We start from the raw sequence: 24,844 nt of genomic DNA on the forward strand, positions 1-24,844 counted from the left end.
AGGAACCCCGCCATGAAACATGCCCGCATTTCCCTGGACGGCGCCATCCATGCCGCGACCGAAGCCGGCCCCGGCCTCGTCCGGCTGGCCGATGGCCGCGAGCTGCCCGAAGACGCCGTAACGTGGCTGCCGCCGATCGAGCCGCGCACGACTTTCACGCTGGCCATCAACTACGCCGACCACGCGCGGGAACTGGCGTTCCAGGCGCCCGAAGAGCCGCTAGGCTTCCTGAAAGCCGCCAACACGTTCATCGGCCACCGCGCGCAAACCTTGCGCCCCGCCGACGTCGCCTTCATGCACTATGAATGCGAGCTGGCGGTGGTGATCGGCAAGACGGCGCGCAAGGTCAGCCGCAGCCAGGCCTACGGCCACGTGGCCGGCTACACGGTGGCCAACGACTATGCGCTGCGCGATTACCTCGAGAACTGGTACCGCCCCAACCTGCGCGTGAAAAGCCGCGACACCTGCACGCCCCTCGGTCCGTGGCTGGTGGACCGGGACGACGTGCCGGACCCCATGAACCTCAACCTGCGCACCACCGTCAACGGCGTCCAGACGCAGTGCGGCAACACCCGCGACATGGTGTTCGACGTGCCCGCGCTGATCGAGTACTTCAGCAGCTTCATGACGCTGTCGCCCGGCGACCTGATCCTGACAGGCACGCCCGACGGCATCGTCAACGTCCAGCCCGGCGACGAAGTCGTGACCGAAATCGAAGGCATCGGCCGGCTGGTCAATACGCTGGTCCCCTTCCCGACTTGAATTCGCCCCTACCAGGAACCCACATGCTGGACACCCATACCGTGCGCGCCATCGCCGCGCGCCTGCATGACGCCGAACGCACCCGCCGCCAGATCCGCCAGGTCTCGCTCGAGCACCCCGATATGAATATCGCCGACGCCTACGCCATCCAGCGCGCCTGGATGGACATCAAGCTGGCCGAAGGACGCGTCAAGCGCGGGCACAAGATCGGGCTGACCTCGCGCGCCATGCAGCAGGCCTCGCAGATCGAAGAACCCGATTTCGGCATGCTGCTGGACGACATGTTCTTCGACGACGGCGCCGACATACCCGCCAGCCGCTTCATCCTGCCGCGGCTGGAGGTCGAGCTGGCCTTTGTGCTGGGCAAGCGCCTGCAAGGCCCCGACGTCACGCTGTTCCAGGTGTACGACGCGGTCGACTACGTGATCCCGGCGCTGGAAATCATCGACGCGCGCTCGCACGGCATCGACCCCGACTCCAAGCGCCCCCGCAAGGTGTTCGACACCATCGCCGACAACGCGGCCAACGCGGGCGTGGTGATGGGCGGACGGCCCGTGAAGATCGGCGAACTGGACCTGCGCTGGATCGGCGCGATCCTGTCGCGCAACGCCGTCATCGAGGAAACGGGCGTGGCCGCCGGCGTCTTGAACCATCCCGCCAATGGCGTAGTATGGCTGGCTAACAAGCTGGCCGCGCACGATACGGCGCTGGAGGCGGGCGAGATCGTCCTGTCGGGTTCCTTCACCCGGCCGGTGGCCGCCCGCCCTGGCGATACCTTCAACGTCGACTACGGCGTGCTCGGCTCCGTCAACTGCCACTTCATTTGAGCGATACGCCGTCCATGGACATTTTGACCAACACTTTCAAGCGCGCCCTGCAAGACGGAAAGCCCCAGATCGGCCTGTGGGCCGGCCTGTGCAGCGCCTATTCCATCGAGATCGTCGCGGGCGCCGGCTTCGACTGGCTGGTAATCGACGGCGAGCACTCGCCCAATACCCTGCAGACCACGCTGGCGCAGCTGCAATCGATGGCCGCCTACCCCACGGCCCCGGTGGTGCGCCCCGCCTGGAACGATGCCGTCCTGATCAAGCAGATCCTGGACGCGGGCGCGCAGACGATACTGGTCCCCATGGTGCAGTCCGCCGAGGAAGCCGAGGCCGCCGTCGCCGCGGTGCGCTATCCGCCGCAGGGCATCCGCGGCGTGGGCAGCGCGCTGGCCCGCTCGTCGCGCTGGAACCGCATCCCCGATTACCTGCAGCGCGCCAACGATGAGATGTGCGTGCTGGTGCAGATCGAAACCCCGCGCAGCGTCGAGGCGCTGGAAGAGATCCTGGCGGTGGACGGCGTGGACGGCGCCTTCATCGGGCCGGCCGACCTGTCGGCCAGCATGGGATACCTGGGCCAGCCGGACCACCCGGAAGTCACCAAGGCGATCGATGACGTCATCAAACGCATCGTGCGCTCCGGCAAGGCGGCCGGCATCCTGCACAGCGGCATCGAGCAGGCCCGGCACTATCTGTCGCTGGGCGCCACCTTCGTCGCCGTAGGCGTCGACGCCATCCTGCTGGCGCGCGCGGCCGAACAGCTGGCGAGCCAGTTCAAGACCGTCGCCGCGCCCGCGGCCTCCAAGGGCCCCTACTGAGCGCCGCGCGGCGCTAGGCCGCGCCAAGAAATGCCCGCAGGGCCGCATTGAACAGCGACGGGCATTCCAGGTGCGCGGCGTGTCCGCTGTCCGGCAGGACGCACAGGCTGCCCTGGGCCAGCGCTGCCCGCAGGGCCAGCGCCGAAGCCAGCGGATGGCTGCGTTCGTGCTCGCCCAGGATCACCAGTGCCGGCGCTTGGGCCAGGCGCAGGCGCCGGCTGAAATCCACGCCCTGCGCGGCCTCGATCATCGACGCCGCGCCTGCCGCGCTCATGGACGCGCCATCCTCCAGGCACGCGGCGAAAGCCGGATGCCGTTCTCCTTCCCTGAACCAGGTCGCCAGCACGCGCCGGGCCGTGGCCCGCGGACCGTCTTCGCGCAGGCGCGCGTGGGTCTGCCCGATAGGCTCGAAGCGCGCGGCGGGGTCGACCCGCAACCCCGATCCGTACAGCACCGCGCGCCCGATCCGCGCCGGCGCGTCGCAGAGCAGCTGCTGCGCGACGAAGCCGCTGAACGAATGCCCCAGCACGTCGAAACTCGCAATGCCCAGTTCATCGGCCAACGCGAGTAGCGCCCGCGCGTAAGCGGACAACCCCTGTAGCGGCTGCGCCGCCGCGGCGCGCCCGAAGCCGGGCCAGTCCGGCGCGATCACGTCGCGCGTGCCGGCCAGCTCCACCATCAATTCCCGCCAGATCGCGGACGACGAGCAAAAGCCATGCAGCAGGAACAGCGGGCGGCCCGAGCCCCGGCGTTCGAATTCCATGGCGCCTCCTCAATTGTCCAGGACCACGCCGGACTCGCGCACCACGGCCTGCCACTGACGGGCTTCGTTGCGCCATTCCTCGGCGAACGACGCCGGAGAGTCCCGTCCGGGCACAAAGCCGTTGGCAAGATAGGCCTGGCGCACCTCGGGCAGTTCCAGCACCTCGTGCAAGGCGCCGGCGAAGCGCGCAATGCGGTCGGCCGGCGTGCCCTTGGGCGCGGCAAACCCCCACCAATTGCCCTGCACCACGTCCGGCATGCCGGCCTCGGCGGCGGTGGGCACGCCGGGCAGCCCGGCGAAGCGCTGGGGAGCCGCCACCGCCAGCGCCCGAACCTTGCCCTGCGGCATGTAGGCGGCCGCGATGCTGTAGCCCCCGATGTACATCTGGATCTCGTTCGCCAGCAGGGCCTGCACGCCCGGCGTCGAACCGCGGTAGGCGATGTGGGTCATGCCCGCGCCCATCATCTTGGACAAGCGGTAGGCCGACAGATGGGGCGTGGTGCCCATGCCCGGCGAACCGTAGTTCAACTTGCCCTTTTGCGCGCGCGCATACTGCTCGAACTGCGCGTAGTCCGCGGCCGGGACCAGCGAACCGACGTAGACGAAGGCCGGCACGTCCGCCAGCTTGCCCACGGGCTCCAGGTCCGCCAGGGGATCGAAGCCCAGCTTCCGGTACAGGAACTGGTTGATGACGAAATTGTTGGTCGCGCCCAGCACCAGCGTGTAGCCGTCCGGCTTCGCGCGCGCCACTTCCTGCGCGCCGATATTGCCGCCGGCGCCGGTCTTGTAATCCACCACCACGGGCTGGCCCAGGCGTTTCTCCAGCAGCGGCTGGATCTGCCGCATGGCGACGTCGCCCGCCGCGCCCGGCGCGTACGGCAGCACGATGCGGATGGGATGATCGGGATACTGCGCCCGGGCGGCCGGCGGCAAGGCCGCCGCGCCCAAGGCAAGCAAAACGGATACGGCGCAAGTCCGGTACGTCATGGTGTTCTCCCTGGCCGGCGGGCTGCGCCCGCCGCATGCCGGCCCGAAGGCCGGCCCTTGTTCCCTGCGTGGGCTAGAGGTCGATGCGCATCAGGTCGTGGGCCAGCCGCAGCGGGCCGCAGTAGTGCTTGCGGATGTCGGCCACGATCTCGTCCATCAGGTGCGGGCCCATCAGGTCCACCGGCAGGTGCTTGGCCGCGGCGCGCTTGAGCACGGGGCTGGTGGAATCGAAATGCCCGAAGTGCGTGGCCACCAGGCTCTTCACATTGGCCTCGCGCGCGATCTTGCCGAGATCGGTCGGGCTGGTGTGCGCATACGTGCCCACGCCGGTCTTGGCGCGATGGGCGATGAACGACTCGGGAAACGTGCATTCGTGGATCAGCAGGTCCGCATCCTGCGCCAGGCGCACCATGGCCTCGCACGGCGCGGTGTCGCCGCTGAACGCGATGACCTTGCCTTCCGCCTCCACGCGCACGCCGAAGCATTCACAGACCTCGCGCGGGATGTGCTCGACCCAATCCACCGAAATGCGGACCTTGCCGTCCTCGAAGACAACGCCCGGGCTGACTTCACGCACCTCGGGCCGCGCGGCCTCGATATTGGCCTGGCGCACCGGATAGGCGCTGCGCGCCCGGAAGTCGGTCTGGTACGCGCCGTTCTCGAACAGGTGGTCGACAAAGTGGCGCGTGCCTTTCGGCCCCAACACCAGCGGCGCGCCCTGCTTGTTCAGCATCCAGCTGGAGATCACGAAATAGGGGTAGTCGCAGATATGGTCGTGGTGCAGATGCGTCAGGAACACAAAGCCGACCTTCGCGGGGTCGACATTGGCGCGCACCATCTGGCGCGTGGCGCCCTCGCCGCAATCGAACAGATAGTGCGTATCGTCATCCAGCGTCAGCAGGATGGCGGACTGGCCCCGGTCGGGATCGGGCAGCGCGGCGCCGGTGCCCAGCATCGTGATCTTCATGGTTTCCCCTTTTTCGCAGCACGGTTGAACTGCGATCCAGTATAGGTACGGGGTGCATACAATCTAATCAATTATTAGAATGCTGTGATAACCAATTGGAATTGGAAGAATCATGCCATCGACGCCGCGGATTCCCGAACTTCGCCACATCGGCGGCCGCCTGCGCATGCGCCATCTCGACCTGCTGCGGGCGCTGTATGCGCAGGGCAGCGTGCACAAGGCCGCCGCCGAGCTCGGCATGACGCAGCCCGCCGCCAGCAAGCAGCTGCTCGAACTGGAAGACATGTTCGGCGTGCCGCTGTTCCAACGCACGCGCCGGGGCATCACGCCCACCGGCTTCGGGCACGCGCTGGCGCGCAAGGCGGACGTGCTCTGGTCCGACCTGTCCGGCGCCCGCAACGAGATCGCCGCCCTGGCCGCGGGCGCCAGCGGGCGGATCCGCGTCGGCGTGCAGCAGGTGGCGCTGCCCGTCCTGGTGCCGCGGGCCCTGCAGCGCTTACGCGCCGATCATGCGGGCGTCACTGTCATGCTGCAGGAAGGCGCGCACGACATGCTCCTGGCGGGCCTGGCGCGCGGCGAATTCGATTGCGTGCTGGGGCGCCTGATGCTGGACGCGACGCAACCCGTGTTCCGCACCGAAGTGCTGTACGAAGAGCCGATATGCGTGGTGGCGCGCATCGGCCATCCGCTGGCGCAATCCTCGCGCATCACTGCCGCCGCGCTCGCGCGGCAGGACTGGATCCTGCCGCCGCCGCAGGCGCCGCTGCGCCAGCGCATCGACGCCTACTTCGCCGAACAGGGCCTGACGCTGCGCGCCCCCATGGCCGAATCGGTATCGCTGCTAGCCAACGAGGTGCTGCTGCGCAGCAGCGATCTGCTGTCGGCGATGCCGCGCGCGGTGGCGCAGCACTATGCCGCCATGGGCGTGCTGGCCGTTCTGAGGTTCCGCCCGGACTGGACCTTGCCGCCGGTCGGCGTGGTCCAGCGGGCGCAGGTCGACGCCGCGCCGGCGCTGCAGCGCTTCCTGGACGCGTTGCGCCTGGAGGCCGGCGCGCTGGGCGCATGATGGCCCGGCGGCGCGGCCAGCGCCGCGCCGCCTGACGGCTTCACGCGTACTGCGCGAGGCCGCGGCCGAGGGACCAGTTCTCTTTCGCCACCTCCACCAGGTTCACGAACACATCCTCCGAGCGCATGCCGGGGCTTGCGCCCAGCCGTTGCGCGATCCGCTGGAACAGCGCCTTCTTCTGCTCCATGCTGCGGGTGTTGCTTGCCGTGATCTGGATGAACACGAGGTCGTCGCTGCGCGCGACATCCAGATAGGTCGCGCCATAGCGGAAGTTCGCGGCGTCATGCTCGGTCATGGCCATGAACTGATCGTCGTCGGGAACGTTGAAGGTTTCGCGCAGCGCCTGGTAGACGCCGTCGAAGATTGCCTGGCGATAGGCTTCCGGCTTTCCGGTGCGCAATGAGATATGAACAAGCGGCATCGTGGGTTCTCCATAGTGTGCCGCTTCATCTTATCTATTCTGATACGCTATCTGTCTATATATCAGTAATAAATATTTGATATGACTGAACGCACGCTCGACCTCGATGCCGTCAAGGCCTTCGTCCGCATTGCCGAGCTCGGCAGCTTCACGCATGCCGCCGAAGCCATGGGAACCACCCAGGCGGCGGTCAGTTTGAAACTGAAGCGGCTCGAAGACCGGCTCGGTTTCCGCCTGGTCGAGCGCACGCCCCGCTACGTGGAGCTTTCAGCGCGGGGCGCCGGTTTTCTGGAACATGCGCGCGAACTCCTGGCCGTGCACGATCGCGCCCTGTTCGCCATGGCGAAAGCCCGGCAGCGCCTTGCCATCGGCATCAGCGATCATGTCGCGGGGCCCGAGCTCCCCGCGCTGATCGCGCGCATGAATGCACAGGATCCCCAGCTGTTGATCGAAATCCGGATTGCCTCGTCGGGCGACCTGCTTCAGAGCTTCGACCGGCGGGAACTCGACACGGTGATCGTCCGCCTGCATGCGGGCCGCGATGACGGGAAGATCATCACCCAAGAGAAATTCGGCTGGTACGCGGCGCCGGGCTGGCAGCATCGGACCGGAGAGCCGCTGCCGCTGGCCACGATGGCGCAGCCTTGCGGCGTGCGCGCGCTGGCCGGCCAGTTGCTCGATGCGGCCGGCATACGCTGGACTGAGGTTTTCGTGGGCGGCGGCGTGATGGCCGTCACGGCCGCCGTGATGGCGGGGCTTGGCGTTGCCGCGTTGTCTCCGCGCATGCTGCCGTTCGGCGCGGTGGATGCGGGGCCCAAACTGGGGCTGCCCGCCATACCGCAATTGCCGGTCTTGCTGCACACCCGAGTCAAGGACGAGCGCGCGCGCGATGCGCTCGCCGCCCTGTCAGCGGCCTTCCGGAGCGCGGTGCGCGGCTGACGCCGCGGGTTACGAACGCCCGGCCAGGCTGCCGCCGCCGTCCACGCCCAGCACCTGGCCGGTGATGAAGCCGGCGTCGTCCGACAGCAGGAAGGCGATCGCGGCCGCCACCTCGGCGGGAGTGCCTAGGCGCTTCATGGGCACGGAAGCCAGGGCGCGCTTCTCGCCTTCGCTGCCCGCGGGGCGCGTGGCGCGGAACATTTCCGTTTCGATCGGGCCCGGCGCGACTGCATTGGCGGTGACGCCGTATTCGGCAAGTTCCAGCGCCCAGCTGCGGGTACAGCCCACCAGCGCGCTCTTGGCGGCCGAATAGGCGGTGCGCTCCATGCCGCCATGGATGGCGCGGCTGACCACATTGACGATGCGGCCCGCGCGGCGCACCTTCATGGATTCGATGAAGGCCTGGGTGACCTGCACCGCCACGCGCACGTTCAGATCCAGTACGTTGTACAAGGTGGCCAGGTCGATTTCGCCCAGCGGCTGCGGCGAAACGATGCCCACATTGTTAACCACGGCGTCGACAGGGAATTTCTCGCGGATTTCACGCAGCACCTCTTCGGTGCGGCCGGCGTCCGCCAGGTCACAGGCATAGAGATAGCCGGGAAAATCCACGTCGGTGGTGTTGCGCGCGATGCCCACCACATGGCAGCCCATGTCGGACAACCGCTGCGTGAGGGCCCAGCCTATGCCTTTGGTGGCGCCCGTGATGAGCACGCATTTGTCCTTCATGGATTGAAACCTCGCAGTCCGTTTTCTTGGTCAAAAACGGGCGCTTGAGCGCCCGGTCTTCCAAGTAGACACCATCCGGCGCCACCTGTCTTGTAAATTGCGTAGCAATTCTTGCACGCCGGACGGCCGGCTCAGGCGTCCCGCGTGACGGGAACGCGCGGCGCCAGGGCGCACAGCAGCTCGTAACCGATGGTGCCGGCGGCCTGGGCCACTTCGTCCACGGAGGGGCCGTCTTCGCCCCAGAGCGAGACGGGCGTGCCGACCCCGGCCGCGGGGATGGGCTCCAGGTCGACGATCAGCATGTCCATGGACACGCGGCCCACCAGCTGGGTGCGGATGCCGGCCACAACCACCGGCGTGCCGGTGGCGGCATGGCGGGGATAGCCGTCGGCGTAGCCGCAAGCCACGATACCGATGCGCATGGAGCGCTCGGCGCGGAAAATGGCGCCATAGCCGACCGAATCGCCCGCCTTGAGCTCCTGCACGGCGATGATTTCCGAACGCAGCGACATGGCCGGCTTCAGGCCGAAGGACACGGCTTCGGCGTCGGCGAACGGCGAGGCCCCGTAGAGGCAGATGCCGGGGCGCACCCAGTGCGTCTGCGTTTCGGAGCCGACGGCGATCTCGGCGAAACGCAGCGTGGCCGCCGAATTGCAGACGCTGATCGCGCCCGGCAGCTTATGCGTCACCGAATTGAAAAGGCCGAGTTGTTCGTTCACGCCCTGAGGACCGTCGGCGCAAGCGAAGTGGGTCATCTTGCCGACCGAGCCCAGCGTGCCCTGTTGCTGCAGCAGCATGGCGCGTTCGTGCGCCGCGGCATAGGCCGCCGGACTGAAGCCCAGGCGGTTCATGCCGGTATTGAGCTTAAGCATGATGTCGACCCGGCGCGACAGGCGCGCGCGCGCCAGCATGTCCAGCTGCTCGCGGTTGTGCACCGTGGTACTGAGGTGATAGCGGTCGACGATATCGAGGTCGGACGGGTTGAAAAACCCTTCCAGCAGCAGGATCGGCCCGCCCCATCCCGCTTCGCGGCAGCGCACGGCCTCGTCCAGGTCCAGCATCGCCAGGCCTTGCGCCTTCGAGAAGCCGGCCACCGCCTGTTCGATGCCATGCCCGTAGGCGTTGGCCTTGATGACCGCCCAGATCGAGGGCGGCAGCCCCGACGCGGCAGCGGCGGTCTGGTCGAGATGACGGCGCACGGCGGCAAGATTGTGCGCAAGGGCTGAAACGGAGACGGTGGCTGAAATTGGGCGCGGCATGGTGTGCAATCCTGTGGCGCTTAAGTCTAACTGATCCTCGCCCTTGCGGCACTGCGCCGCGCCTGGGAAAACGGCCAGCGCCCATTCACCTTAAAATGGGTCGGTCAGGGCCCCCTCGGGCCGCAATCGCACACCCGCTTTATGTCCATCGATCACTACGAGAACTTCCCCGTCGCCTCGCTGCTGCTGCCGCGCAGGCTGCGCGGCGCCGTGACCGATATCTACCGGTTCGCCCGCGCCGCGGACGACATCGCCGATGAAGGCAGCGCCTCGGACGAGGAACGGCTGAACCAACTGGCCGTGTTCCGCGCCGAACTGCATCGCATCGGCGCCGAACCCGGCTCGACGCCGGAACCCGGCCCGCCCGAACTGGCCGGCATCTTCAAGCCGCTGGCGGCCACGATCGCCCGCCACCAGTTGCCCATCACACCCTTCTACGACCTGCTGTCCGCCTTCGAGCAGGACATCAGCGTCAAACGCTACGAAGACTACGCCGCCCTGGCCGATTACTGCACCCGTTCGGCCAATCCGGTGGGCCGGCTGATGCTGCACCTGTTCGAAGCCACCAATCCGCAGAACGTGAGCGAGGCCGACTCGATCTGCACCGGCCTGCAGTTGGTGAACTTCTGGCAGGACGTGCGGGTGGACTGGCGCAAGCATCGCGTCTACCTGCCGCAGGAAGACCTGCGCCGCCACGGCGTATCCGACGACGACCTGGCCGCCTGCCGGCTGACGCCCGCGTGGCGCGATCTGATGGCGTTCGAGGTGGAGCGGGCCCGGGCGCTGCTACACTTCGGCGCTCCGCTGGCGCGCCGCCTGCCGGGCCGCATGGGCCTGGAGCTGCGCCTGGTGGTGCAAGGCGGGCTGCGCGTGCTGGAGCGTATCCAGGCGAGCGGCTACGATGTATTCATGAATCGCCCCGAATTGGGCGCCAAAGACTGGGCCATCATGTTGTGGCGCGCAATTACCTGATATGACCCCTGACGAATATTGCCAGGAAAAGGCCGCCAAAAGCGGTTCGAGCTTCTACTACGCCTTCCTGTTCCTGCCGCCCGAGCGCCGGCGCGCCATCACGGCGCTGTATGCCTATTGCCGCGAAGTCGACGACGTGGTGGACGAGTGCACCGACCCGTCCCTGGCCCGCGTCAAGCTGGCCTGGTGGCGCACCCAGATCAACCAGATGTTCGACGGCACGCCGGACCATCCCGTAACGCGCGCCCTGCAGCCGCACCTGGAAAGCTGTTCGATCACGCGCGAGCGCTTGCTGGCCGTGGTCGACGGCATGGAAATGGACCTGGACCAGACCCGCTACCTGGACTGGCCCGGCCTGCGGAAGTACTGCTGGCACGCCGCCGGCGTGGTGGGCGAACTGTCCGCCGGCGTCTTCGGCTACTCCGACCCCAAGACCCTGGTCTACGCGGAAAAGCTCGGCCTGGCGTTCCAGATGACGAACATCATCCGCGACGTGGGCGACGACGCCCGCCGCGGCCGCATCTACCTGCCGGTCAACGACATGCAGCAATTCGAGGTCAAGGCCTCGGACATCCTGAACGGCCAATACTCCGAACGCTTCAGCGCGCTGATGAAGTTCCAGGCCGACCGCGCGCGCGGCCTGTACCGCGAGGCGATGAGCAACCTGCCGGAAGCCGACCGCCGTTCGCAGCGGCCCGGGCTGATGATGGCCGCCATCTATCACGCGCTGCTCGACGAGATCGAGCGCGACAACTGGCAGGTGCTGCACCAGCGGATCTCGCTCACGCCCCTGCGCAAGCTGTGGCTGGCCTGGAAGACCTGGGTGGGCGGCGGACGCGGACTCGTCCGCCGGCTGGCACGGTGAAGGCCGCGGTCATCGGCGCGGGCTGGGCCGGTCTGGCGGCCAGTGTCGCCCTGCGCGAAGCGGGCGCCAAGGTCACGGTGTTCGAAGCCGGCCATACGCCCGGCGGGCGCGCTCGGCGCGTCTTCCATACCGAATTCGACGCGCCGCTGGACAACGGCCAGCACCTGCTTTCGGGCGCCTACAAGCACACGCTGGCGCTGATGCGCCGGGTGGGCCGCAACCCGGACGCCCTGCTGATGCGCCGCCCCCTGCGGCTGGCCAGCCTGGACGGCCGCTTCCACCTGTCCGCCCCGCGCCTGCCCGCGCCGCTGCACATGGCCATCGCCATCCTGCGCGCGCGCGGCCTGTCGTGGGTCGACCGCTGTGCCACCCTGCGCCTGATGCGCGGGCTGAAAGCCATGTCCTGGACCCCGCCGCGCGACTGGACCGTGCTGCATCTGCTGCATTACCACGGGCAGTCGGAGGCGCTGATCCGCCAGCTCTGGGAGCCGCTCTGCCTGGCCGCGCTGAATACGCCCATGGCCACGGCCAGCGCCGCGCTGTTCGCGCGCGTGCTGCGCGACAGCCTGGCTGGCAGCCGCGAAGACAGCGACATGCTGCTGCCCTGCACCGACCTGTCCGCGCTGTGGCCCGACGCCGCCGCCCGCCAGGTGACGATGCGCTATGGCAGCACGGTGCGCCAGATACGCCCGTCCCCCGAGGGCATCGATATCAACCAGGAACGCTTCGACGCGGCCGTGCTGGCGGTGCCCCCCACTTTCGCGGCCCGGTTGCTGGACGCGCCGCTGCGGGAAGCCGGCGCCACCGGCCTGCTGGAGGCGCTGAAGGCTTTCGACTATCTGCCCATCGCCACGCTCAACCTGCGGCTGGCGGAGCCCTGGCGCCTGCCCGAACCCATGATGATGCTGCGCGAGGAATCCGCCCGGGGCCACATCGGCCAGTGGCTGTTCGACCGCGCGCAGTTGGCCGGCGACACCAAGGCGGGCGAACTGGCCGTGGTGGCCAGCGCCGCCACCGGCATCGCCGACCGCAACCGCCAGCAGGTCATCGAGGCGCTGATCGACCAGGTGGCGGAACAGGCCGCCCGCCATCCCGCGCGCCTGCCCTCCATGCCGGAAGTGTCGGCGGCGGAGCTATTCATCGAGAAACGCGCGACCTTCGCGGCGGTGCCGGGCCTGACCCGCCCGCTGAATTCCACGCCCTGGCCCACGCTGGCGCTTGCCGGCGACTGGACCGACACCGGCTACCCCGGTGTGCTGGAAGGCGCCGTGCGCAGCGGCCTGCAGGCCGCGCGCGTGCTGGCTCCGCTGGCCGGCTAGCGCAGCAGGCTGGCGGTGGCCAAGCCTGCCGCCGTCAGCGCAAGCGAACCCGCCAGGCTGAAGCCGGCGTAGCTCAGCGCGGTGCCGTAAGCGCCGCGCTCCAGCATGGCCACCGTTTCCGCCGAAAACGTCGAAAACGTGGTCAGCCCCCCCATGAAACCGGTGACCGCGCCCAGCCGCACCCAGGCCGGCCACTCCGGATGCCCGGCCACCAGGGCCAGCACCAGCCCCACCAGGTAGCCCCCCGCGAGATTCACCGCGAAGGTGCCCCACGGCCAAGACTCGACGTTCAGCCACAGGCCGACCAGCCAGCGGGCCCAGGCGCCGAACATGGCGCCCACGCCCACGGCCAGGAAGTTAAGGGGAATCAGGGTTTGGTATGCGGACATCGGGAATCAGGGCGCCTTGTGCTGCCTGAGGCGGAAAGAAAAAACCAGGAGAAGTATGCCGAAAAACACGGCATAGATGCCAATGACCCAGACCAGCGCCAGGGCGCCCGCGCCGGGTTGCATGATCAGCATGCCGCCGAACAGCACGGACACCAGCCCCGACAGGCCGAGCAGCCATTCGTTGCGGATTTCCTTGCGGAAGCGGACGGCGGCGATGATCTGGAATACCCCGGACACCAGCGCCCAGATAGCGATGATGTAGAGCAGGATCAGCGCCGTCAGGCCCGGCCAAAGAAACGTGACGATCCCCGCCGCGACGCCCAGCAGGCCCACGACGATGAGCGCCCACAGCGGCTTGCCGTTGTCCCGGATGCGCACGCCGGCGACCAGCGCCAGCACGCCATCCGCCAGTGCGAATGCGCCCCATACCAGTACCAGGGCAGACAGCGTGATGGCTGGCATGAGCATGGCCATGAGGCCGAACAGGATGGCGACGACGCCGCGCAATGCCACCCACCCCCAATGACGACCGATCCGATCCGCGACTTGCTGTTCGAGCATGACGACCTCCGGTGTTTGTAACGGGTGGCCTATCTTATCGCTGCCGGCCCGCAGGCGCCACGCCGCGCCGTCCCCGCCCCGGCGGCGCCGGCGAAATCGATTGAAATCATCATCCAGCCTCAATCGCGGCATTTATAAGAGTCATTCTCATTAAATGTTAGAATCCGCGGGCTTTCACCCGATACCCCATGGACAGTCAACCCACCCCTCGCCGCCGGGCCTATTGGCTCAAGACGCTGCATCAATGGCACTGGATCAGTTCAGCGCTGTGTCTGCTGGGAATGTTGCTGTTCGCGGTCACGGGGCTGACCCTGAACAACGCCTCGCACATCGAGGCCAAGCCGGTGGTGAGCAACCGCGAGGCCCGGCTGCCCGCCGCCGTGCTGGCGCAATTGTCCCCGCCGCCCGCGCAGAAAAAGGCCCCCCTGCCTGCTCCCGTCGCCCAATGGCTGGACGACACGCTGGGCGCCGCTTCGGCCGGCCGGCCCGCGGAATGGTCCCCTGACGAAATCTACCTGTCGCTGCCGCGCGCCGGCGGCGACGCCTGGCTGTCCATCGACCTGTCCAGCGGCGACGTCGAATACGAGCGCACCGACCGCGGCTGGATCTCGTACCTGAACGATCTGCACAAAGGCCGCAACACCGGCCTGGCCTGGAGCTGGTTCCTGGACATTTTCGCCGCCGCCTGTCTGGTCTTTTCGCTGACCGGGCTGGTGCTGCTGAAAATGCACGCCGGCAACCGCAGCGCGACCTGGCCCATGGTCGGGCTCGGGGTCGTGATCCCGGTGGTGCTGGCCCTGCTCTTCATTCATTGATTCTATCGATCCGCCCTGGAGACCTCCATGCGCAAGCTGTTGTTGTCGGCCCTGCTGGCCGGCCTGATCGCCCGAACGGCCCACGCGGCCGACATCGGCCTGTCCATCGAGGTCCCGCGCCTTGACGTCGCGGAATACCACCGGCCCTACGTGGCGATCTGGATCGAAAACCCCGACCAGAGCGTCGCCACCGATCTGGCGGTCTGGTACGACGTGGCCAAGAAGAACAACGAAGGCACCGAATGGCTCAAGGACATGCGCCAGTGGTGGCGTCGCAGTGGCCGCAACCAGCAGTTTCCGGTGGACGGCGTCAGCGGCGCGACGAAGCCCGCGGGCAAGCACGCGCTGAGCTTCGACGCGGCCAGCAAGCCCCTGTCGCAGCTCAAGCCCGGCCAGTACGCGGTGGTAGTCGAGGCGGCGCGCGAAGTCGGCGGCCGCGAACTGCTGCGCATCCCCTTCCAATGGCCGCCGCAGAAGGCCGAGCAGTTGACGGCCCGCGGCGAACACGAACTGGGCGCCATCGCGCTCGACCTGAAACCCTGACTAGGAACGCAACGATGAAATCCGCCGCCAAACTGGCCGCCGCCCTGGCGCTCTGCCTGCCTTTCGCCGCCCACGCGCATGACGTCTGGATCGTGCCGTCCTCCACGGTGCTGTCGGGCACCGACAGCTGGGTCACGGTAGACGCCGCCGTCGGCAACGACAAGTTCTATTTCAACCACGCCCCGCTGCGCCTGGACGGCCTGGCCGTCACGGCCCCCGACGGCAATCCCGCCGAAGCCGAAAACCTCAACCGCGGCAAGCTGCGCAGCACCTTCGACCTGCAGCTCAAGCAAAGCGGCACGTACCGCGTGGCCGTCGTCAACGACGGCGTGTTCGCGCGCTGGAAGGAAGACGGCAAGAACAAGCGCTACTTCGGCAAGGTGGAAGGCCTGGCGCAGGCCGTGCCGGCCAAGGCCGACGGCCTGGAAATCTCCCAGAGCCTGGGCCGCGTCGAAACCTTCGTGACCGCCGGCAAGCCGACCGCCGTCAAGCCGATCGGCCGCGGCCTGGAGCTGGCCCCCGTCACGCATCCGAACGACCTGTTCACGGACGAACCCGCCACGTTCCAGATGCTGCTGGACGGCAAGCCCGCGGCGGAACTGGAAGTCAACGTCGTGCCCGGCGGCAGCCGCTATCGCGACAAGGTCGACGAGATCCCGCTGAAGACCGACAAGGACGGCAAGTTCACGGTGAAGTGGCCGCAACCCGGCCTGTACTGGATCGAAGCCGGCATGGAAGACGCCAAGGTCAGCGTGCCGCAAGCCACGAAGCGCCGCCTGTCCTACGCGGGCACCGTCGAAGTGCTGCAGCCCTAAGCCGGCGCGGCCGCATGGCGAATCCTCCTTCCTACGCCCCGCGCGGCGCGACGGTCGCCGCGCCGCGCGTCGCCTATGGCGCCATGCCGGCCCGGCCCGCGGCGCTGGCCGGAGCGACCATGGGCACCACCTGGTCGGCGCGCGTGGCCCTGCCGGCCGGGCGCACCGAGGCCGCCGCGCGGCAGGCCATCCAGGCCGCGCTGGACGAGGTGGTGGCCCAGATGAGTACCTGGGAAGCGGATTCCGACATCACGCGCTACAACCAGGCCGGCCCCGGCTGGCAAGCCCTGCCCGCCGGATTCTTCCACGTGCTGGACCACGCGCTGGCGCTGGCCGAGGATACCGGCGGGGCCTACGACCCGACCGTCGGGCCGCTGGTGAACGCCTGGGGTTTCGGCCCGCACCAGCGCGCCTTCGAGCCGCCCTCTCCCGCCGCCATCGACGCCGCGCGCCAGCGCTGCGGCTGGCGCCGCGTGCGTCTGGACGCCGGCAGGCAGGCGGCGCTGCAGGAAGGCGGCACCTACCTGGACCTGTCCTCCATCGCCAAGGGCTACGGCGTGGACCGCGCCGCGATGGCGCTCGACGCCCTGGGCATCACGCAATACCTGGTGGAAGTCGGCGGCGAATTGCGCGCGCGCGGCAAGCGGCCCGACGGCCAGTCCTGGCGCGTCGCCGTCGAAGTGCCCGATGCCAGCGACGGCCACGCGCTGGCGCTGCCGCTGGACGAATGCAGCATCGCCACCTCGGGCGACTACCGGCGCCACGCGGGCACGGGCGACGAACGCTACGCCCACACCATCGATCCCCGCAGCGGCCAGCCAGTGCGCAACCACCTGGCCTCGGTCACCGTGCTGCATCCCGGCTGTATGCAGGCCGACGCGCTGGCTACGGCCCTGACGGTGCTGGGCGAGGAGGACGGGCTGGCCTACGCCCGCCGCCACGACCTGGCGGCCCTGTTCATCCTGCGCAAAGCCCAGGCCTACCGCGTCGCCGCCACCCCGGCGTTCCAGGCCCTCGCCCGCTGAAGACATGACTCCGACCCGATTGATCGCGGCGGCGTGCGTGGCGGGGCTATGGCTGCTCCTGTGCCTCTGGGCCTGGCGCCGCGCCCGGCGCCAGGAAACGCAACAGGCGCGGGCGCTGCAGGCCCTGGACGCCCCCGTGCCCGTAGATACCCTGCTGGTCGCCTACGCGACCCAGACCGGCTATGCCGAATCGCTGGCCGAGCAGACGGCCGACTCGCTGCGCGCGGGCGGACTGACGGTGCGCGTCGCCGCGCTGGACCAGCTGGACGTGGCCCGCCTGGCCGCTTATCGCCGCATGCTGTTCGTCGCCAGCACCTATGGCGAAGGCGATCCGCCCGACGCCGCGGCGGCCTTCTCCGACCAGATGCTGCCGGCCGGGCCGGGCGAAGCCGCGCGCTGCGCGCCCGCGCTGGCCGGCGCGCAGTACGCGGTGCTGGCGCTGGGCGACAGCGAATACGCGAACTTCTGCGGCTTCGGCCACCGCCTCGACGAATGGCTCCACGCGCAAGGCGCGGTACCCCTTTTCGATCTGGTCGAGGTCGACAACGGCGACCCGGCCGCGCTGCGCCACTGGCAACATCACCTTGGGCTGCTGGCCGGACGCAGCGACCTGCCCGATTGGCAAGCGCCCGCATATCAGCCGTGGCGCCTGGCATCCCGCAAGCGGCTCAATCCGGACAGCCAGGGCGGCCCCTGCTACCTGCTGACGCTGACACCGCCCGCGGATGTGGACAGCACCTGGCAGGCCGGCGACATCGCCGAGGTCGGCCCGCGCCGGGAAGCCGGCGGCCCGCTGCACGCTCACCGCGAATACTCCATCGCCTCGCTGCCCGAGGACGGCGCGATCCAATTGCTCGTGCGCCAGATGCGCGGCGCGGACGGCGCGCTGGGATTGGGCAGCGGCTGGCTGACCCACATCGCCCGGCCCGGCGACCCGATAGACCTGCGCGTGCGCGTCAACCGCAATTTTCACGCGCCCGCCGACGGCCGCCCCCTGATCCTGGTGGGCAACGGCACGGGCCTGGCCGGCCTGCGCGCCCTGATCAAGGCGCGCCGCGCCGCCGGCCACCGGCGCAACTGGCTGGTCTTCGGCGAACGCAACGCGGCTCACGATTGGTTCTGCGGGGACGAAATCGCCGCCTGGCAACGCGACGGCACGCTGGAACGCGTGGACGCGGTTTTCTCGCGCGACCAGGCCGAGCGCCGCTACGTGCAGCATCATTTACGCGAGCAGGCGGACGCGGTGCGCGCCTGGGCCGGCGACGGCGCCGCGATCTACGTCTGCGGCAGCCTGCAGGGCATGGCCGGCGGCGTGGACGTCGCCCTGCAGGACATCCTGGGCGACGCGCGCCTGCAGGCCATGCAGCGCGACGGCCGCTACCGGCGCGACGTGTACTGAACCGGCGGCGCCCCCGCAAGGCCGCGCCCGCCGCCGCAAGATCACTGCAGCTTGATCTGCGCCTTGTCGATCACCGTCTTCCAGCGGTCGCGCTCGGTGCGGATCTGCTCGGTGAATTCCGCGGGCGTGTTGCCCAGCGGAAAGGCGCCGGTCTCTTCCATCTTGGCCGCGGTCGCCGGGTCGCGCACCGCCTGCGCGAAAGCCTGCGCCAGTTTATCGCGCACGTCGTCGGGCATGCCCGCCGGCCCCACCACGCCGTACCATGCCGTCACGTCGTAATCCTTGTAGCCTTGCTCGGCGAAGGTCGGCACGTCCGGCAGGCGCGGATTGCGCTGCGCGCCCGTGATCGCCAGGGCCCGCAGGTGATTGCTCTTCAGATAGGGCAGCGAGGACGGGAAGTTGTCGAAAATCACCGGCACCACGCCGCCTACGGTGTCTGTCAGCGCGGGCGCCGAGCCCCGGTACGAAATGCTGTTCATCTTGCCGCCGATGAGCTGCAGGAACCAGATCATGCCCAGATCGTTCACGCCGCCCGCGCCCGCGTTGGCATAGCCGTCCTTGTTGGGATTGGCGCGCACGTGCGTCACGAACTCCGCCAGCGTCTTGGCCGGGAACTGCGGGTTTACGCTCAGGATGTTGGGGCTGGTGACCAGGTTGCTGACCGGCGTGAAATCCTTGACGGGATCGTAGGCCAGGTTGGGGAACAGGTGCGGCGCCGTGCCGTGGGTACTGACCGTCGCCAGGCCCACGGTGTAGCCATCGGGCTTGGCGCGGGCCGTGGCCGTCATGCCGATCGTGCCTGACGCGCCCGTGCGGTTCTCGACCACGATCTGCTGGCCCAGGATCTCTCCGGCCTTCGCCGCGGCCAGCCGCCCGACGATGTCCGTCGGGCCGCCCGCGGGGAACGGCACGATGAGGGTGATGGGATGGTCGGGAAAGGCCGCCTGGGCGGTGGGCAGCACCGCGGCCAGCGCCAGGGCGATGCAGGTCTTGCGCATCATGGTGTTTGTCTCCTGTAGGAATGGGATGTGTTTTATTGAACAGAGCCCGCGGCATCGGCCGCCATGGCCTCGCGCCGCAGGATCCTGCCGGGCCGCGGCATGCCCGCCGCCGCCGGGAATACCTGGCTTCCGTTGACCAGCACGTGCTCGACGCCCGCGGACGCCAGGGTCGGCGCTTCCCAGGTGGCGCGGTCCTCGATGGTGTCGGCGTCGAACACCACGATGTCCGCCCACGCACCGTCGGTGAGCTGGCCGCGTCCCGCCAGGCCGAACACGCGCGCCGGCAAGGCGGTCATCTTGGCGACCGCCGCCTCCAGCGTCAGCAACTGGGCCTCGCGCACATAGCGTCCCAGCACGCGCGTGAAGCTGCCCCACAGGCGCGGGTGGGGATGCGCGTCGTTGGGCAGCCCGTCGGAGCCGACCATGCAGCGCTCGTGCCGGAAAATGCGCTGGACCTCGGTTTCGTCCATGGCGAAGTAGATGGCGCCCGCGGGGCACAGCCGGCGCGCCGCCGTCGTTTTGTCGCAGCCCCAGCGCGCCGCAATGTCGCTCAGGTATTCGCCGCCGCATTCGGGATGCGGGGTGGACCAGGTAATGCGGATATCGTCGATGATCTCGGCGCGCTCCGGGATCAGGATGGTGGAGCTGCCCGGGTACGGATAGATATCCAGCGCCACGTCCACGCCTTCGCCGCGCGCGCGGTCGATGTTGGCCAGGGTGGCGTGGCTCTTGCCCCAGTTGCGCGGCAACATGCATTTGTGGTGCGACAGGACGGTGGCGCAGCCGGTGTTGCGTCCGACGGCAAGCACCTCATCGACCGCGGCTTCGACTTCATCGCCCTCGTTGCGGATATGGCTGGTGTGCATCGCGCCGCGCGCCGCCGCCACCCGCGCCAGGCCTTCCAGTTCCGCCGCCTGCGCGGCGCCGCCGGGCTGGTATGCCAGGCCGGTGCTGAACCCCACCGCGCCGGCGGCCAAGGCATCGTCCAGCATGCGCTGCATGGCATCCTGCTCCTGCTCCGTCGGCTGCGCCGCGGGGTCGCGCATGGCGGCTAGGCGCAGGTTGGCGTGCCCCACCAGCGCCGCCACGTTGATCATCGGCTGCTGCGCGCGCAGCGCGTCGAAATAGGCGCGCATGTCGGTGAACAAGGGTGTTTCGCCCAGCAGGGCCAGCGCCGCCGCGGTATTGCCGGGCAAGGGCGCGGGTGCGCCGCTGACGCCGCAATTGCCCACGACGACCGAAGTGATGCCCTGGCTGGTCTTCCATTCCAGCCCCGGCCGCTCCACGAACATCAGGTCGTCATGGCCATGCACGTCGATAAAGCCGGGCGCCACGATCTTGCCGCGGGCGTCCACGCGGCGCGCCGCCGCAACGTCCGCCAGGTCGCCGATCGCGGCGATGCGTTCGCCCGCCACGCCCACGTCGGCGCGGCGCCGGGGGCCGCCCAGCCCATCGATGACCCAGCCGCCTTCAATAATGAGGTCCAGAGTTTGCTGCCGCATGGTTCTCCCGCCTTGATCGGGCCCATGCGGGGATGCCCCGGGACCGGTGGATGCCGAAAGAGCGTAGTATCGTCGGCCCGATCGATCTGGGAAAATTGTTTTTATTGATCCATCTATCGTGATTTGAAATGAATCGCCTGCCCAAGCACGTCACCCTGAAACACCTGACCGCCTTCGTCGCGGTAGCGCAGGAATCCAGCTTCACGCATGCCGCCAAGCGCCTGTTCCAGACGCAATCGTCAGTAACCAGCCTCGTCCGGCAACTCGAGGAAGCGCTGGCCACGCAGCTGTTCGCGCGCACCAGCCGGCGCGTGCTGCTGACGGCAGCGGGCGAGGAATTCCTGCCCCGCGTCATGCGCCTGCTGGCGGATTTCGACGGCGTGATCGAAGACGTGGTGCGCTTCGGCGCGATGGAGCGCGGGCGCGTGGGCGTGGCGGCAGCGCCGTCGGCCATCACGCAGATCATCGCGCCCGCGGCGGCAGCCTTCTCCGCCCAGTATCCCGGCGTGCGCCTGTATCTCAGCGACGACAACTCCGGCCGCATCCAGCGCAAAGTCTCCGCGCGCGAAGTGGATTTCGGCCTGACCAGCCGCTGGGCGGACGCGCCCGGGCTGCGTTTCGACGCCTTGCTGGAAGACCGGTTCGGCGTGCTGTACCGCGAGGACGATCCCGGCTTGAGCCCGGGCCGCGACGGCACGATGCGCTGGTCGGACCTGGCGCAGCGCAAGCTGGTGGGCGTAGTGGACGAGACCGGCATCATGGCGCTGCTGCGCGCCCGCGCCGATCTGCCGGTCGAGGCGGCCGCCCCCTTCTACGAAGCCTCCAGCACCACCTCGCAGGCGGCGCTGGTAAAGGCGGGGCTGGGCGTGGCGCTGCTGCCGGCGCTGGCGGCCCAGCGGGTGCTGGAGCCCGGGCTGGCCTATGCGCTGCTGGCGCGCCCGACTGTCGTGCGCACGGTATGCATCATCCGGCACAAGGAATACCCCTTGAGTCCCGCCGCCGAAGCGCTGATCGCCGCCATCCGCGATTATCTGCTCACGGCGGCGCTGCCGGCGGGCTGCAAGCGGGTTGCGGGCAACGTGGGGCGGCAGAAGTGCTAGGGGAGGTTGGGCTCGGGCGGTGTCTGCGTCCAGGGTTGGTGTCAGACACCCGTGAAGATGGCCGCAAGCCTGCGGGGCCGTCTCGTAGGGGTGTCAGACACTGCGCGTGAAGCGTCACACGGAGAAGCGTCTGACACCCCTACGAGACGCGCTCCGCTTTACCTCGGCGCTTCCCGGGTGTCTGACACCCGGCAACCCTGCGAAGCCATCTCGTAACGATGTCAGACACGGCCCTGCATCCCCGCACTGCGCATCGCGACGTGTCAGGCGCCAGGCATTCGCAGCGTTTCGTTCAGCGCGGCAAGGCCGGCGGCGAACACGCCCTTGCCCACGGCGTCCGCCACATCGCGCAATTCCGCGCCCTCGACGCGGAAATCCGCCCACCATTCCACCAGCGTGTGGCCGCTTTCGGTGATGGGATGCAGCGACACGCCGGCGACGTAGTCGCGCATGGGCAGATCGGTCTCGATGATGGAGTAGCGCAGCGCCGTGCCGGGATCGTCCAGCATCAGCAGCCGCTCGCGGACGAAGCCCGAGGGCTTGAGCGTCAGGTACCGCACCGAACCCACGGCGTCATGGCGGCCGCCCTCTTCCAGCCGGCTCTGCGCGATGCCAGGGTGCCAGCCGGCCAATCCGTCGAAATCCCGGAACCGGGCCCAAACCTCCTGAAGCGGCGCGTGGACGATGGCGCTGACATGTACGGTATGCGGCATGCGGACTCCTGCGGGCGCGCGGCCCTGGAAAAGGAAAACTGCGGGAAACGGATTCAGAAAGTCAGGTTCTTGAATTCGCGGGTGGCAGCGGTCAGGGCCTGCTCGGTGGGCAGGCGCTCCATCGAGCTGGCGCCGTAGAAGCCATGGCAATGCTTGCAGGCGCGCAGCACGTGCGCGGCATCCTCGGGTGTGGCGATGGGGCCGCCATGGCACAGGACGATGACGTCCGGGCGCACGGCCAGCGCCGCCGCGGCGATGCGGTCGATGGCGGCCACGCAATCGTCCAGCGTTAACGCCGTCTCGGCGCCGATGGAGCCGCCGGTGGTCAGGCCCATGTGGGCCACGATGATGTCCGCGCCGGCGCGGGCCATGGCCACGGCATCATCCTCGTTGAACACGTAGGGCGTGGTCAGCATGCCCTTCTTGTGCGCCAGGCGGATCATGTCCACTTCCAGCGCATAGCCCATGCCGGTCTCTTCCAGGTTGGCGCGGAAGTTGCCGTCGATGAGGCCCACGGTCGGAAAGTTCTGCACGCCGGCGAAGCCCTGGCGCTTCAGGTCGTCCAGGAACACGTCGAAATCGCAGAACGGATCCGTGCCGTTCACGCCGGCCAGCACGGGGGTCTTCTTCACCACCGGCAGCACTTCGCGGCCCATGTCGACCACGATCTCGTTGGCGTTTCCGTAGGCCAGCAGGCCGGCCAGCGAACCCCGCCCCGCCATGCGGTAGCGGCCCGAGTTGTAGATCACGATGAGGTCGATGCCGCCCGCTTCCTCGCACTTGGCCGACAGGCCCGTGCCCGCGCCGCCGCCCACGATCGGAGTGCGCGCGCGCACCATGGCGCGGAACTTGTCCAGTAGCTCGTTGCGGTCAAAATGCGGCATGGCGGCAATCCTCAGTGTGTAGCGATTTCAAGATAGTGTTCGACCGCCGTCCTGGCGAACAGCGGATCGTTGATGTGGCAAGGCACGCGCACCAGGCGGCGGTCGGCCGTCTGCTGCACATTCGCCTCCAATGCGGCGAACAGGGCGGCATCGGCCTCCGGATCCCAGAACGACTGGTCCGGCGCATCCAGCGCGGACACGCCGCCCTCGGGAATCAGGAAACGCACCGGGCCCTGGCAGCGGTTCAGCCGGGCGGCGATCCACTCGCCCTGCCGGACGTTCTCTTCCACGGTGGTCCGCATCAGCGTCACCTGCGGGTTATGGGGATAGAACTTGCGGCCCCGGTAGCGTTCCGGCACGGTATCCATGGCGCCGAAATTCACCATGTCCAGCGCGCCGCAGGAGCCCACGTAGGGCGCGCCCGTGCGGGCCACGGCGCCGAAGCGGTCCTCCGTGCAGGCCAGCACGCCGCCGAAAAGCAGGTCGCAGACTTCGGTGGTGGTCAGGTCCAGCACGCCGGCCAGCAAATGACTGTCCAGCAGCTTTTCCATCGACTGCCCGCCGGTGCCCGTGGCGTGGAACACCAGGCAGTCGTAGCGGGACTCCAGCAGCGGGGTCACCTGCTGCACGCAGGGCGTGGTGACTCCGAACATGGTGATCCCCACGGCGGGCCGGCCATCGTCCGCCGCGGCGCTGGCCGCCTGCCGGAAGGCCCCGCCGATCATGCCGGCGGCATTGGCCAGCACCCGGCGCGAAATGCGGTTCAGGCCCGCGACGTCGGTCACGGAATACATCATGGCGATGTCGGACGGCCCCACATAGGGCGCGACATTGCCCGAGGCCATCGTCGACACCATCAGCTTGGGCGTGCCGATGGGCAGCGCGCGCATGGCCGGGGTGATCAGGGCAGTGCCGCCCGAACCGCCCAGGCCCAGCAGGGCGCCGATGCCGGCGTTGCCGGCGGCATAGCGTTCGAAGGCCTGCGCCATCGCCGCGATGGCCGTGCCGCGGTCGCCGGTGAAAACGGCCCCGGCGCCATCGGGATGGCACGCGGCCACCTCCTGCGCCTGCACCTGGGCCGCGCTGGCGGCGCCCGACGTGGACACGTCCACCGATACGGCATCCAGCCCTTCCCGCTCGAGCAGGCCCACCACGTAGTCGGCCTCGTGGCCCTTCGTGTCGTAAGTGGCGGCAACGTAGACCCGCCGGTTCGAATGCGTCATGACTCCTCCGCGGGCGGCTACACTCGGTGCGCGCCTCGATATGTGAGGCCGCAAGGCCTGTAGAATCAAGAAATGAGACGAAAGAATCATACTGAGACACCCGTCTCACGTCAAACCCGATCCCCTGGCGAAAGCGCGCCGGCAAGCGCCAGCGCGGCGCGGCTCATCGCCCCCGCCAGCCCC

General features: G+C 68.7%; 27 protein-coding genes. 14 read left to right on the forward strand and 13 right to left on the reverse strand.

Annotated features, from left to right (window positions below; all coding sequences use genetic code 11):
• The first annotated feature begins 12 nt into the window (after window positions 1–12).
• From AGI3411_RS03625 to hpaI, 3 genes are read left to right on the forward strand one after another with little or no spacing between them, the layout of a single operon-like run.
• Complete coding sequence (locus AGI3411_RS03625) at window positions 13–762, forward strand: fumarylacetoacetate hydrolase family protein (protein ID WP_129526046.1); 750 nt, start codon at window positions 13–15, stop codon at window positions 760–762.
• Window positions 763–785: 23 nt separating this feature from the next.
• Complete coding sequence (hpaH, locus tag AGI3411_RS03630) at window positions 786–1,589, forward strand: 2-oxo-hept-4-ene-1,7-dioate hydratase (RefSeq protein ID WP_129526047.1); 804 nt, start codon at window positions 786–788, stop codon at window positions 1,587–1,589.
• A gap of 14 nt (window positions 1,590–1,603) precedes the next feature.
• A complete protein-coding gene (gene hpaI / locus AGI3411_RS03635; RefSeq protein ID WP_129526048.1) occupies window positions 1,604–2,404 on the forward strand; it encodes a 4-hydroxy-2-oxoheptanedioate aldolase in 801 nt (266 codons plus the stop codon).
• Window positions 2,405–2,417: 13 nt separating this feature from the next.
• Here the strand turns inward: hpaI and AGI3411_RS03640 are convergent, their stop codons facing one another.
• The 3 genes from AGI3411_RS03640 to AGI3411_RS03650 form a co-directional block, all read right to left on the reverse strand.
• On the reverse strand, window positions 2,418–3,167 hold the full coding sequence (locus tag AGI3411_RS03640) for an alpha/beta fold hydrolase (protein ID WP_129526049.1): 750 nt from the start codon (window positions 3,165–3,167) through the stop codon (window positions 2,418–2,420).
• Between the two features lie 9 nt (window positions 3,168–3,176).
• Window positions 3,177–4,154: a Bug family tripartite tricarboxylate transporter substrate binding protein gene (locus tag AGI3411_RS03645; protein ID WP_129526050.1), complete on the reverse strand. Its 978-nt coding sequence runs from the start codon at window positions 4,152–4,154 to the stop codon at window positions 3,177–3,179.
• A 73-nt stretch (window positions 4,155–4,227) separates the two neighbouring features.
• Window positions 4,228–5,121: an MBL fold metallo-hydrolase gene (locus AGI3411_RS03650; RefSeq protein WP_129526051.1), complete on the reverse strand. Its 894-nt coding sequence runs from the start codon at window positions 5,119–5,121 to the stop codon at window positions 4,228–4,230.
• 112 nt (window positions 5,122–5,233) lie between these two features.
• Here AGI3411_RS03650 and AGI3411_RS03655 point away from each other — a divergent pair, with 112 nt between their 5' ends.
• The gene (locus tag AGI3411_RS03655) at window positions 5,234–6,187 is read left to right on the forward strand and encodes a LysR substrate-binding domain-containing protein (protein WP_129526052.1); all 954 of its coding nucleotides are present in this window, start codon (window positions 5,234–5,236) and stop codon (window positions 6,185–6,187) included.
• 40 nt (window positions 6,188–6,227) lie between these two features.
• Here the strand turns inward: AGI3411_RS03655 and AGI3411_RS03660 are convergent, their stop codons facing one another.
• The gene (locus AGI3411_RS03660) at window positions 6,228–6,608 is read right to left on the reverse strand and encodes a tautomerase family protein (RefSeq protein WP_129526053.1); all 381 of its coding nucleotides are present in this window, start codon (window positions 6,606–6,608) and stop codon (window positions 6,228–6,230) included.
• An 81-nt stretch (window positions 6,609–6,689) separates the two neighbouring features.
• Between AGI3411_RS03660 and AGI3411_RS03665 the strand changes: the two genes are divergently transcribed.
• Entirely contained in the window at window positions 6,690–7,547 is an 858-nt protein-coding gene (locus tag AGI3411_RS03665; protein WP_129526054.1) for a LysR family transcriptional regulator, read from the forward strand.
• 9 nt (window positions 7,548–7,556) lie between these two features.
• Here the strand turns inward: AGI3411_RS03665 and AGI3411_RS03670 are convergent, their stop codons facing one another.
• Together AGI3411_RS03670 and alr are read right to left on the reverse strand one after the other, a co-directional pair.
• Complete coding sequence (locus AGI3411_RS03670; protein ID WP_043542208.1) at window positions 7,557–8,276, reverse strand: SDR family oxidoreductase; 720 nt, start codon at window positions 8,274–8,276, stop codon at window positions 7,557–7,559.
• A 131-nt stretch (window positions 8,277–8,407) separates the two neighbouring features.
• Window positions 8,408–9,535 (reverse strand): alanine racemase, encoded by a 1,128-nt coding sequence (gene alr, locus AGI3411_RS03675; RefSeq protein WP_129526055.1) that lies wholly within the window; start codon window positions 9,533–9,535, stop codon window positions 8,408–8,410.
• A gap of 141 nt (window positions 9,536–9,676) precedes the next feature.
• Here alr and hpnC point away from each other — a divergent pair, with 141 nt between their 5' ends.
• Genes hpnC through hpnE form a run of 3 tightly spaced genes read left to right on the forward strand, consistent with a single transcriptional unit; the run spans window position 9,677 to window position 12,691 of the window.
• Window positions 9,677–10,507, forward strand: coding sequence for a squalene synthase HpnC (hpnC, locus tag AGI3411_RS03680; RefSeq protein WP_129526056.1), 831 nt, complete (start codon window positions 9,677–9,679; stop codon window positions 10,505–10,507).
• Window position 10,508: 1 nt separating this feature from the next.
• Window positions 10,509–11,372 carry a presqualene diphosphate synthase HpnD gene (hpnD, locus tag AGI3411_RS03685; RefSeq protein WP_129526057.1) on the forward strand — a complete coding sequence of 288 codons (864 nt, stop codon included), beginning with the start codon at window positions 10,509–10,511 and terminating at the stop codon, window positions 11,370–11,372.
• Window positions 11,369–12,691 carry a hydroxysqualene dehydroxylase HpnE gene (gene hpnE, locus AGI3411_RS03690; RefSeq protein ID WP_129526058.1) on the forward strand — a complete coding sequence of 441 codons (1,323 nt, stop codon included), beginning with the start codon at window positions 11,369–11,371 and terminating at the stop codon, window positions 12,689–12,691. Before hpnD ends, hpnE begins: the two co-directional genes overlap by 4 nt.
• Here hpnE and crcB read toward each other — a convergent pair.
• Together crcB and AGI3411_RS03700 are read right to left on the reverse strand one after the other, a co-directional pair.
• Window positions 12,688–13,080 (reverse strand): fluoride efflux transporter CrcB, encoded by a 393-nt coding sequence (crcB, locus tag AGI3411_RS03695; protein WP_129526059.1) that lies wholly within the window; start codon window positions 13,078–13,080, stop codon window positions 12,688–12,690. The two genes, hpnE and crcB, sit on opposite strands and share 4 nt — an antisense overlap.
• Before the next feature lie 6 nt (window positions 13,081–13,086).
• On the reverse strand, window positions 13,087–13,641 hold the full coding sequence (locus tag AGI3411_RS03700; protein ID WP_129526060.1) for an HdeD family acid-resistance protein: 555 nt from the start codon (window positions 13,639–13,641) through the stop codon (window positions 13,087–13,089).
• A gap of 188 nt (window positions 13,642–13,829) precedes the next feature.
• Between AGI3411_RS03700 and AGI3411_RS03705 the strand changes: the two genes are divergently transcribed.
• Genes AGI3411_RS03705 through AGI3411_RS03725 form a run of 5 tightly spaced genes read left to right on the forward strand, consistent with a single transcriptional unit; the run spans window position 13,830 to window position 18,238 of the window.
• Entirely contained in the window at window positions 13,830–14,456 is a 627-nt protein-coding gene (locus tag AGI3411_RS03705) for a PepSY-associated TM helix domain-containing protein (protein ID WP_129526061.1), read from the forward strand.
• A gap of 27 nt (window positions 14,457–14,483) precedes the next feature.
• Window positions 14,484–14,999, forward strand: a complete 516-nt coding sequence (locus tag AGI3411_RS03710) for a DUF2271 domain-containing protein (RefSeq protein WP_129526062.1) — start codon at window positions 14,484–14,486, stop codon at window positions 14,997–14,999.
• Between the two features lie 14 nt (window positions 15,000–15,013).
• Entirely contained in the window at window positions 15,014–15,814 is an 801-nt protein-coding gene (locus AGI3411_RS03715; protein WP_129526063.1) for a DUF4198 domain-containing protein, read from the forward strand.
• 14 nt (window positions 15,815–15,828) lie between these two features.
• A complete protein-coding gene (locus AGI3411_RS03720; protein WP_129526064.1) occupies window positions 15,829–16,839 on the forward strand; it encodes an FAD:protein FMN transferase in 1,011 nt (336 codons plus the stop codon).
• Between the two features lie 4 nt (window positions 16,840–16,843).
• Window positions 16,844–18,238, forward strand: a complete 1,395-nt coding sequence (locus AGI3411_RS03725) for a sulfite reductase subunit alpha (protein ID WP_129526065.1) — start codon at window positions 16,844–16,846, stop codon at window positions 18,236–18,238.
• A gap of 41 nt (window positions 18,239–18,279) precedes the next feature.
• On the opposite strand, the gene AGI3411_RS03730 is transcribed toward AGI3411_RS03725, so the two are convergent.
• Entirely contained in the window at window positions 18,280–19,239 is a 960-nt protein-coding gene (locus tag AGI3411_RS03730) for a tripartite tricarboxylate transporter substrate binding protein BugE (RefSeq protein WP_165359049.1), read from the reverse strand.
• A gap of 32 nt (window positions 19,240–19,271) precedes the next feature.
• Window positions 19,272–20,741: an N-acyl-D-amino-acid deacylase family protein gene (locus AGI3411_RS03735; protein WP_129526066.1), complete on the reverse strand. Its 1,470-nt coding sequence runs from the start codon at window positions 20,739–20,741 to the stop codon at window positions 19,272–19,274.
• 128 nt (window positions 20,742–20,869) lie between these two features.
• Here AGI3411_RS03735 and AGI3411_RS03740 point away from each other — a divergent pair, with 128 nt between their 5' ends.
• Entirely contained in the window at window positions 20,870–21,841 is a 972-nt protein-coding gene (locus tag AGI3411_RS03740) for a LysR family transcriptional regulator (protein ID WP_129526067.1), read from the forward strand.
• Window positions 21,842–22,104: 263 nt separating this feature from the next.
• Here the strand turns inward: AGI3411_RS03740 and AGI3411_RS03745 are convergent, their stop codons facing one another.
• From AGI3411_RS03745 to AGI3411_RS03755, 3 genes are read right to left on the reverse strand one after another with little or no spacing between them, the layout of a single operon-like run.
• The gene (locus AGI3411_RS03745) at window positions 22,105–22,554 is read right to left on the reverse strand and encodes an SRPBCC family protein (protein WP_129526068.1); all 450 of its coding nucleotides are present in this window, start codon (window positions 22,552–22,554) and stop codon (window positions 22,105–22,107) included.
• A 53-nt stretch (window positions 22,555–22,607) separates the two neighbouring features.
• Complete coding sequence (locus AGI3411_RS03750) at window positions 22,608–23,438, reverse strand: phosphoenolpyruvate hydrolase family protein (protein ID WP_129526069.1); 831 nt, start codon at window positions 23,436–23,438, stop codon at window positions 22,608–22,610.
• Window positions 23,439–23,449: 11 nt separating this feature from the next.
• Window positions 23,450–24,661, reverse strand: a complete 1,212-nt coding sequence (locus AGI3411_RS03755) for a Tm-1-like ATP-binding domain-containing protein (RefSeq protein ID WP_129526070.1) — start codon at window positions 24,659–24,661, stop codon at window positions 23,450–23,452.
• Between the last annotated feature and the right edge of the window lie 183 nt (window positions 24,662–24,844).

Source organism: Achromobacter agilis (assembly GCF_900496965.1).
Lineage (GTDB): Bacteria > Pseudomonadota > Gammaproteobacteria > Burkholderiales > Burkholderiaceae_B > Achromobacter > Achromobacter agilis.

Coding starts and splice junctions, on each gene's coding strand:
- AGI3411_RS03625 (WP_129526046.1), top strand. CDS start 13: ATGAAACATGCCCGCATTTCCCTGGACGGCGCCATCCATGCCGCGACC.
- hpaH (WP_129526047.1), top strand. CDS start 786: ATGCTGGACACCCATACCGTGCGCGCCATCGCCGCGCGCCTGCATGAC.
- hpaI (WP_129526048.1), top strand. CDS start 1,604: ATGGACATTTTGACCAACACTTTCAAGCGCGCCCTGCAAGACGGAAAG.
- AGI3411_RS03640 (WP_129526049.1), bottom strand. CDS start 3,167: ATGGAATTCGAACGCCGGGGCTCGGGCCGCCCGCTGTTCCTGCTGCAT.
- AGI3411_RS03645 (WP_129526050.1), bottom strand. CDS start 4,154: ATGACGTACCGGACTTGCGCCGTATCCGTTTTGCTTGCCTTGGGCGCG.
- AGI3411_RS03650 (WP_129526051.1), bottom strand. CDS start 5,121: ATGAAGATCACGATGCTGGGCACCGGCGCCGCGCTGCCCGATCCCGAC.
- AGI3411_RS03655 (WP_129526052.1), top strand. CDS start 5,234: ATGCCATCGACGCCGCGGATTCCCGAACTTCGCCACATCGGCGGCCGC.
- AGI3411_RS03660 (WP_129526053.1), bottom strand. CDS start 6,608: ATGCCGCTTGTTCATATCTCATTGCGCACCGGAAAGCCGGAAGCCTAT.
- AGI3411_RS03665 (WP_129526054.1), top strand. CDS start 6,690: ATGACTGAACGCACGCTCGACCTCGATGCCGTCAAGGCCTTCGTCCGC.
- AGI3411_RS03670 (WP_043542208.1), bottom strand. CDS start 8,276: ATGAAGGACAAATGCGTGCTCATCACGGGCGCCACCAAAGGCATAGGC.
- alr (WP_129526055.1), bottom strand. CDS start 9,535: ATGCCGCGCCCAATTTCAGCCACCGTCTCCGTTTCAGCCCTTGCGCAC.
- hpnC (WP_129526056.1), top strand. CDS start 9,677: ATGTCCATCGATCACTACGAGAACTTCCCCGTCGCCTCGCTGCTGCTG.
- hpnD (WP_129526057.1), top strand. CDS start 10,509: ATGACCCCTGACGAATATTGCCAGGAAAAGGCCGCCAAAAGCGGTTCG.
- crcB (WP_129526059.1), bottom strand. CDS start 13,080: ATGTCCGCATACCAAACCCTGATTCCCCTTAACTTCCTGGCCGTGGGC.
- AGI3411_RS03700 (WP_129526060.1), bottom strand. CDS start 13,641: ATGCTCGAACAGCAAGTCGCGGATCGGATCGGTCGTCATTGGGGGTGG.
- AGI3411_RS03705 (WP_129526061.1), top strand. CDS start 13,830: ATGGACAGTCAACCCACCCCTCGCCGCCGGGCCTATTGGCTCAAGACG.
- AGI3411_RS03710 (WP_129526062.1), top strand. CDS start 14,484: ATGCGCAAGCTGTTGTTGTCGGCCCTGCTGGCCGGCCTGATCGCCCGA.
- AGI3411_RS03715 (WP_129526063.1), top strand. CDS start 15,014: ATGAAATCCGCCGCCAAACTGGCCGCCGCCCTGGCGCTCTGCCTGCCT.
- AGI3411_RS03720 (WP_129526064.1), top strand. CDS start 15,829: ATGGCGAATCCTCCTTCCTACGCCCCGCGCGGCGCGACGGTCGCCGCG.
- AGI3411_RS03725 (WP_129526065.1), top strand. CDS start 16,844: ATGACTCCGACCCGATTGATCGCGGCGGCGTGCGTGGCGGGGCTATGG.
- AGI3411_RS03730 (WP_165359049.1), bottom strand. CDS start 19,239: ATGATGCGCAAGACCTGCATCGCCCTGGCGCTGGCCGCGGTGCTGCCC.
- AGI3411_RS03735 (WP_129526066.1), bottom strand. CDS start 20,741: ATGCGGCAGCAAACTCTGGACCTCATTATTGAAGGCGGCTGGGTCATC.
- AGI3411_RS03740 (WP_129526067.1), top strand. CDS start 20,870: ATGAATCGCCTGCCCAAGCACGTCACCCTGAAACACCTGACCGCCTTC.
- AGI3411_RS03745 (WP_129526068.1), bottom strand. CDS start 22,554: ATGCCGCATACCGTACATGTCAGCGCCATCGTCCACGCGCCGCTTCAG.
- AGI3411_RS03750 (WP_129526069.1), bottom strand. CDS start 23,438: ATGCCGCATTTTGACCGCAACGAGCTACTGGACAAGTTCCGCGCCATG.
- AGI3411_RS03755 (WP_129526070.1), bottom strand. CDS start 24,661: ATGACGCATTCGAACCGGCGGGTCTACGTTGCCGCCACTTACGACACG.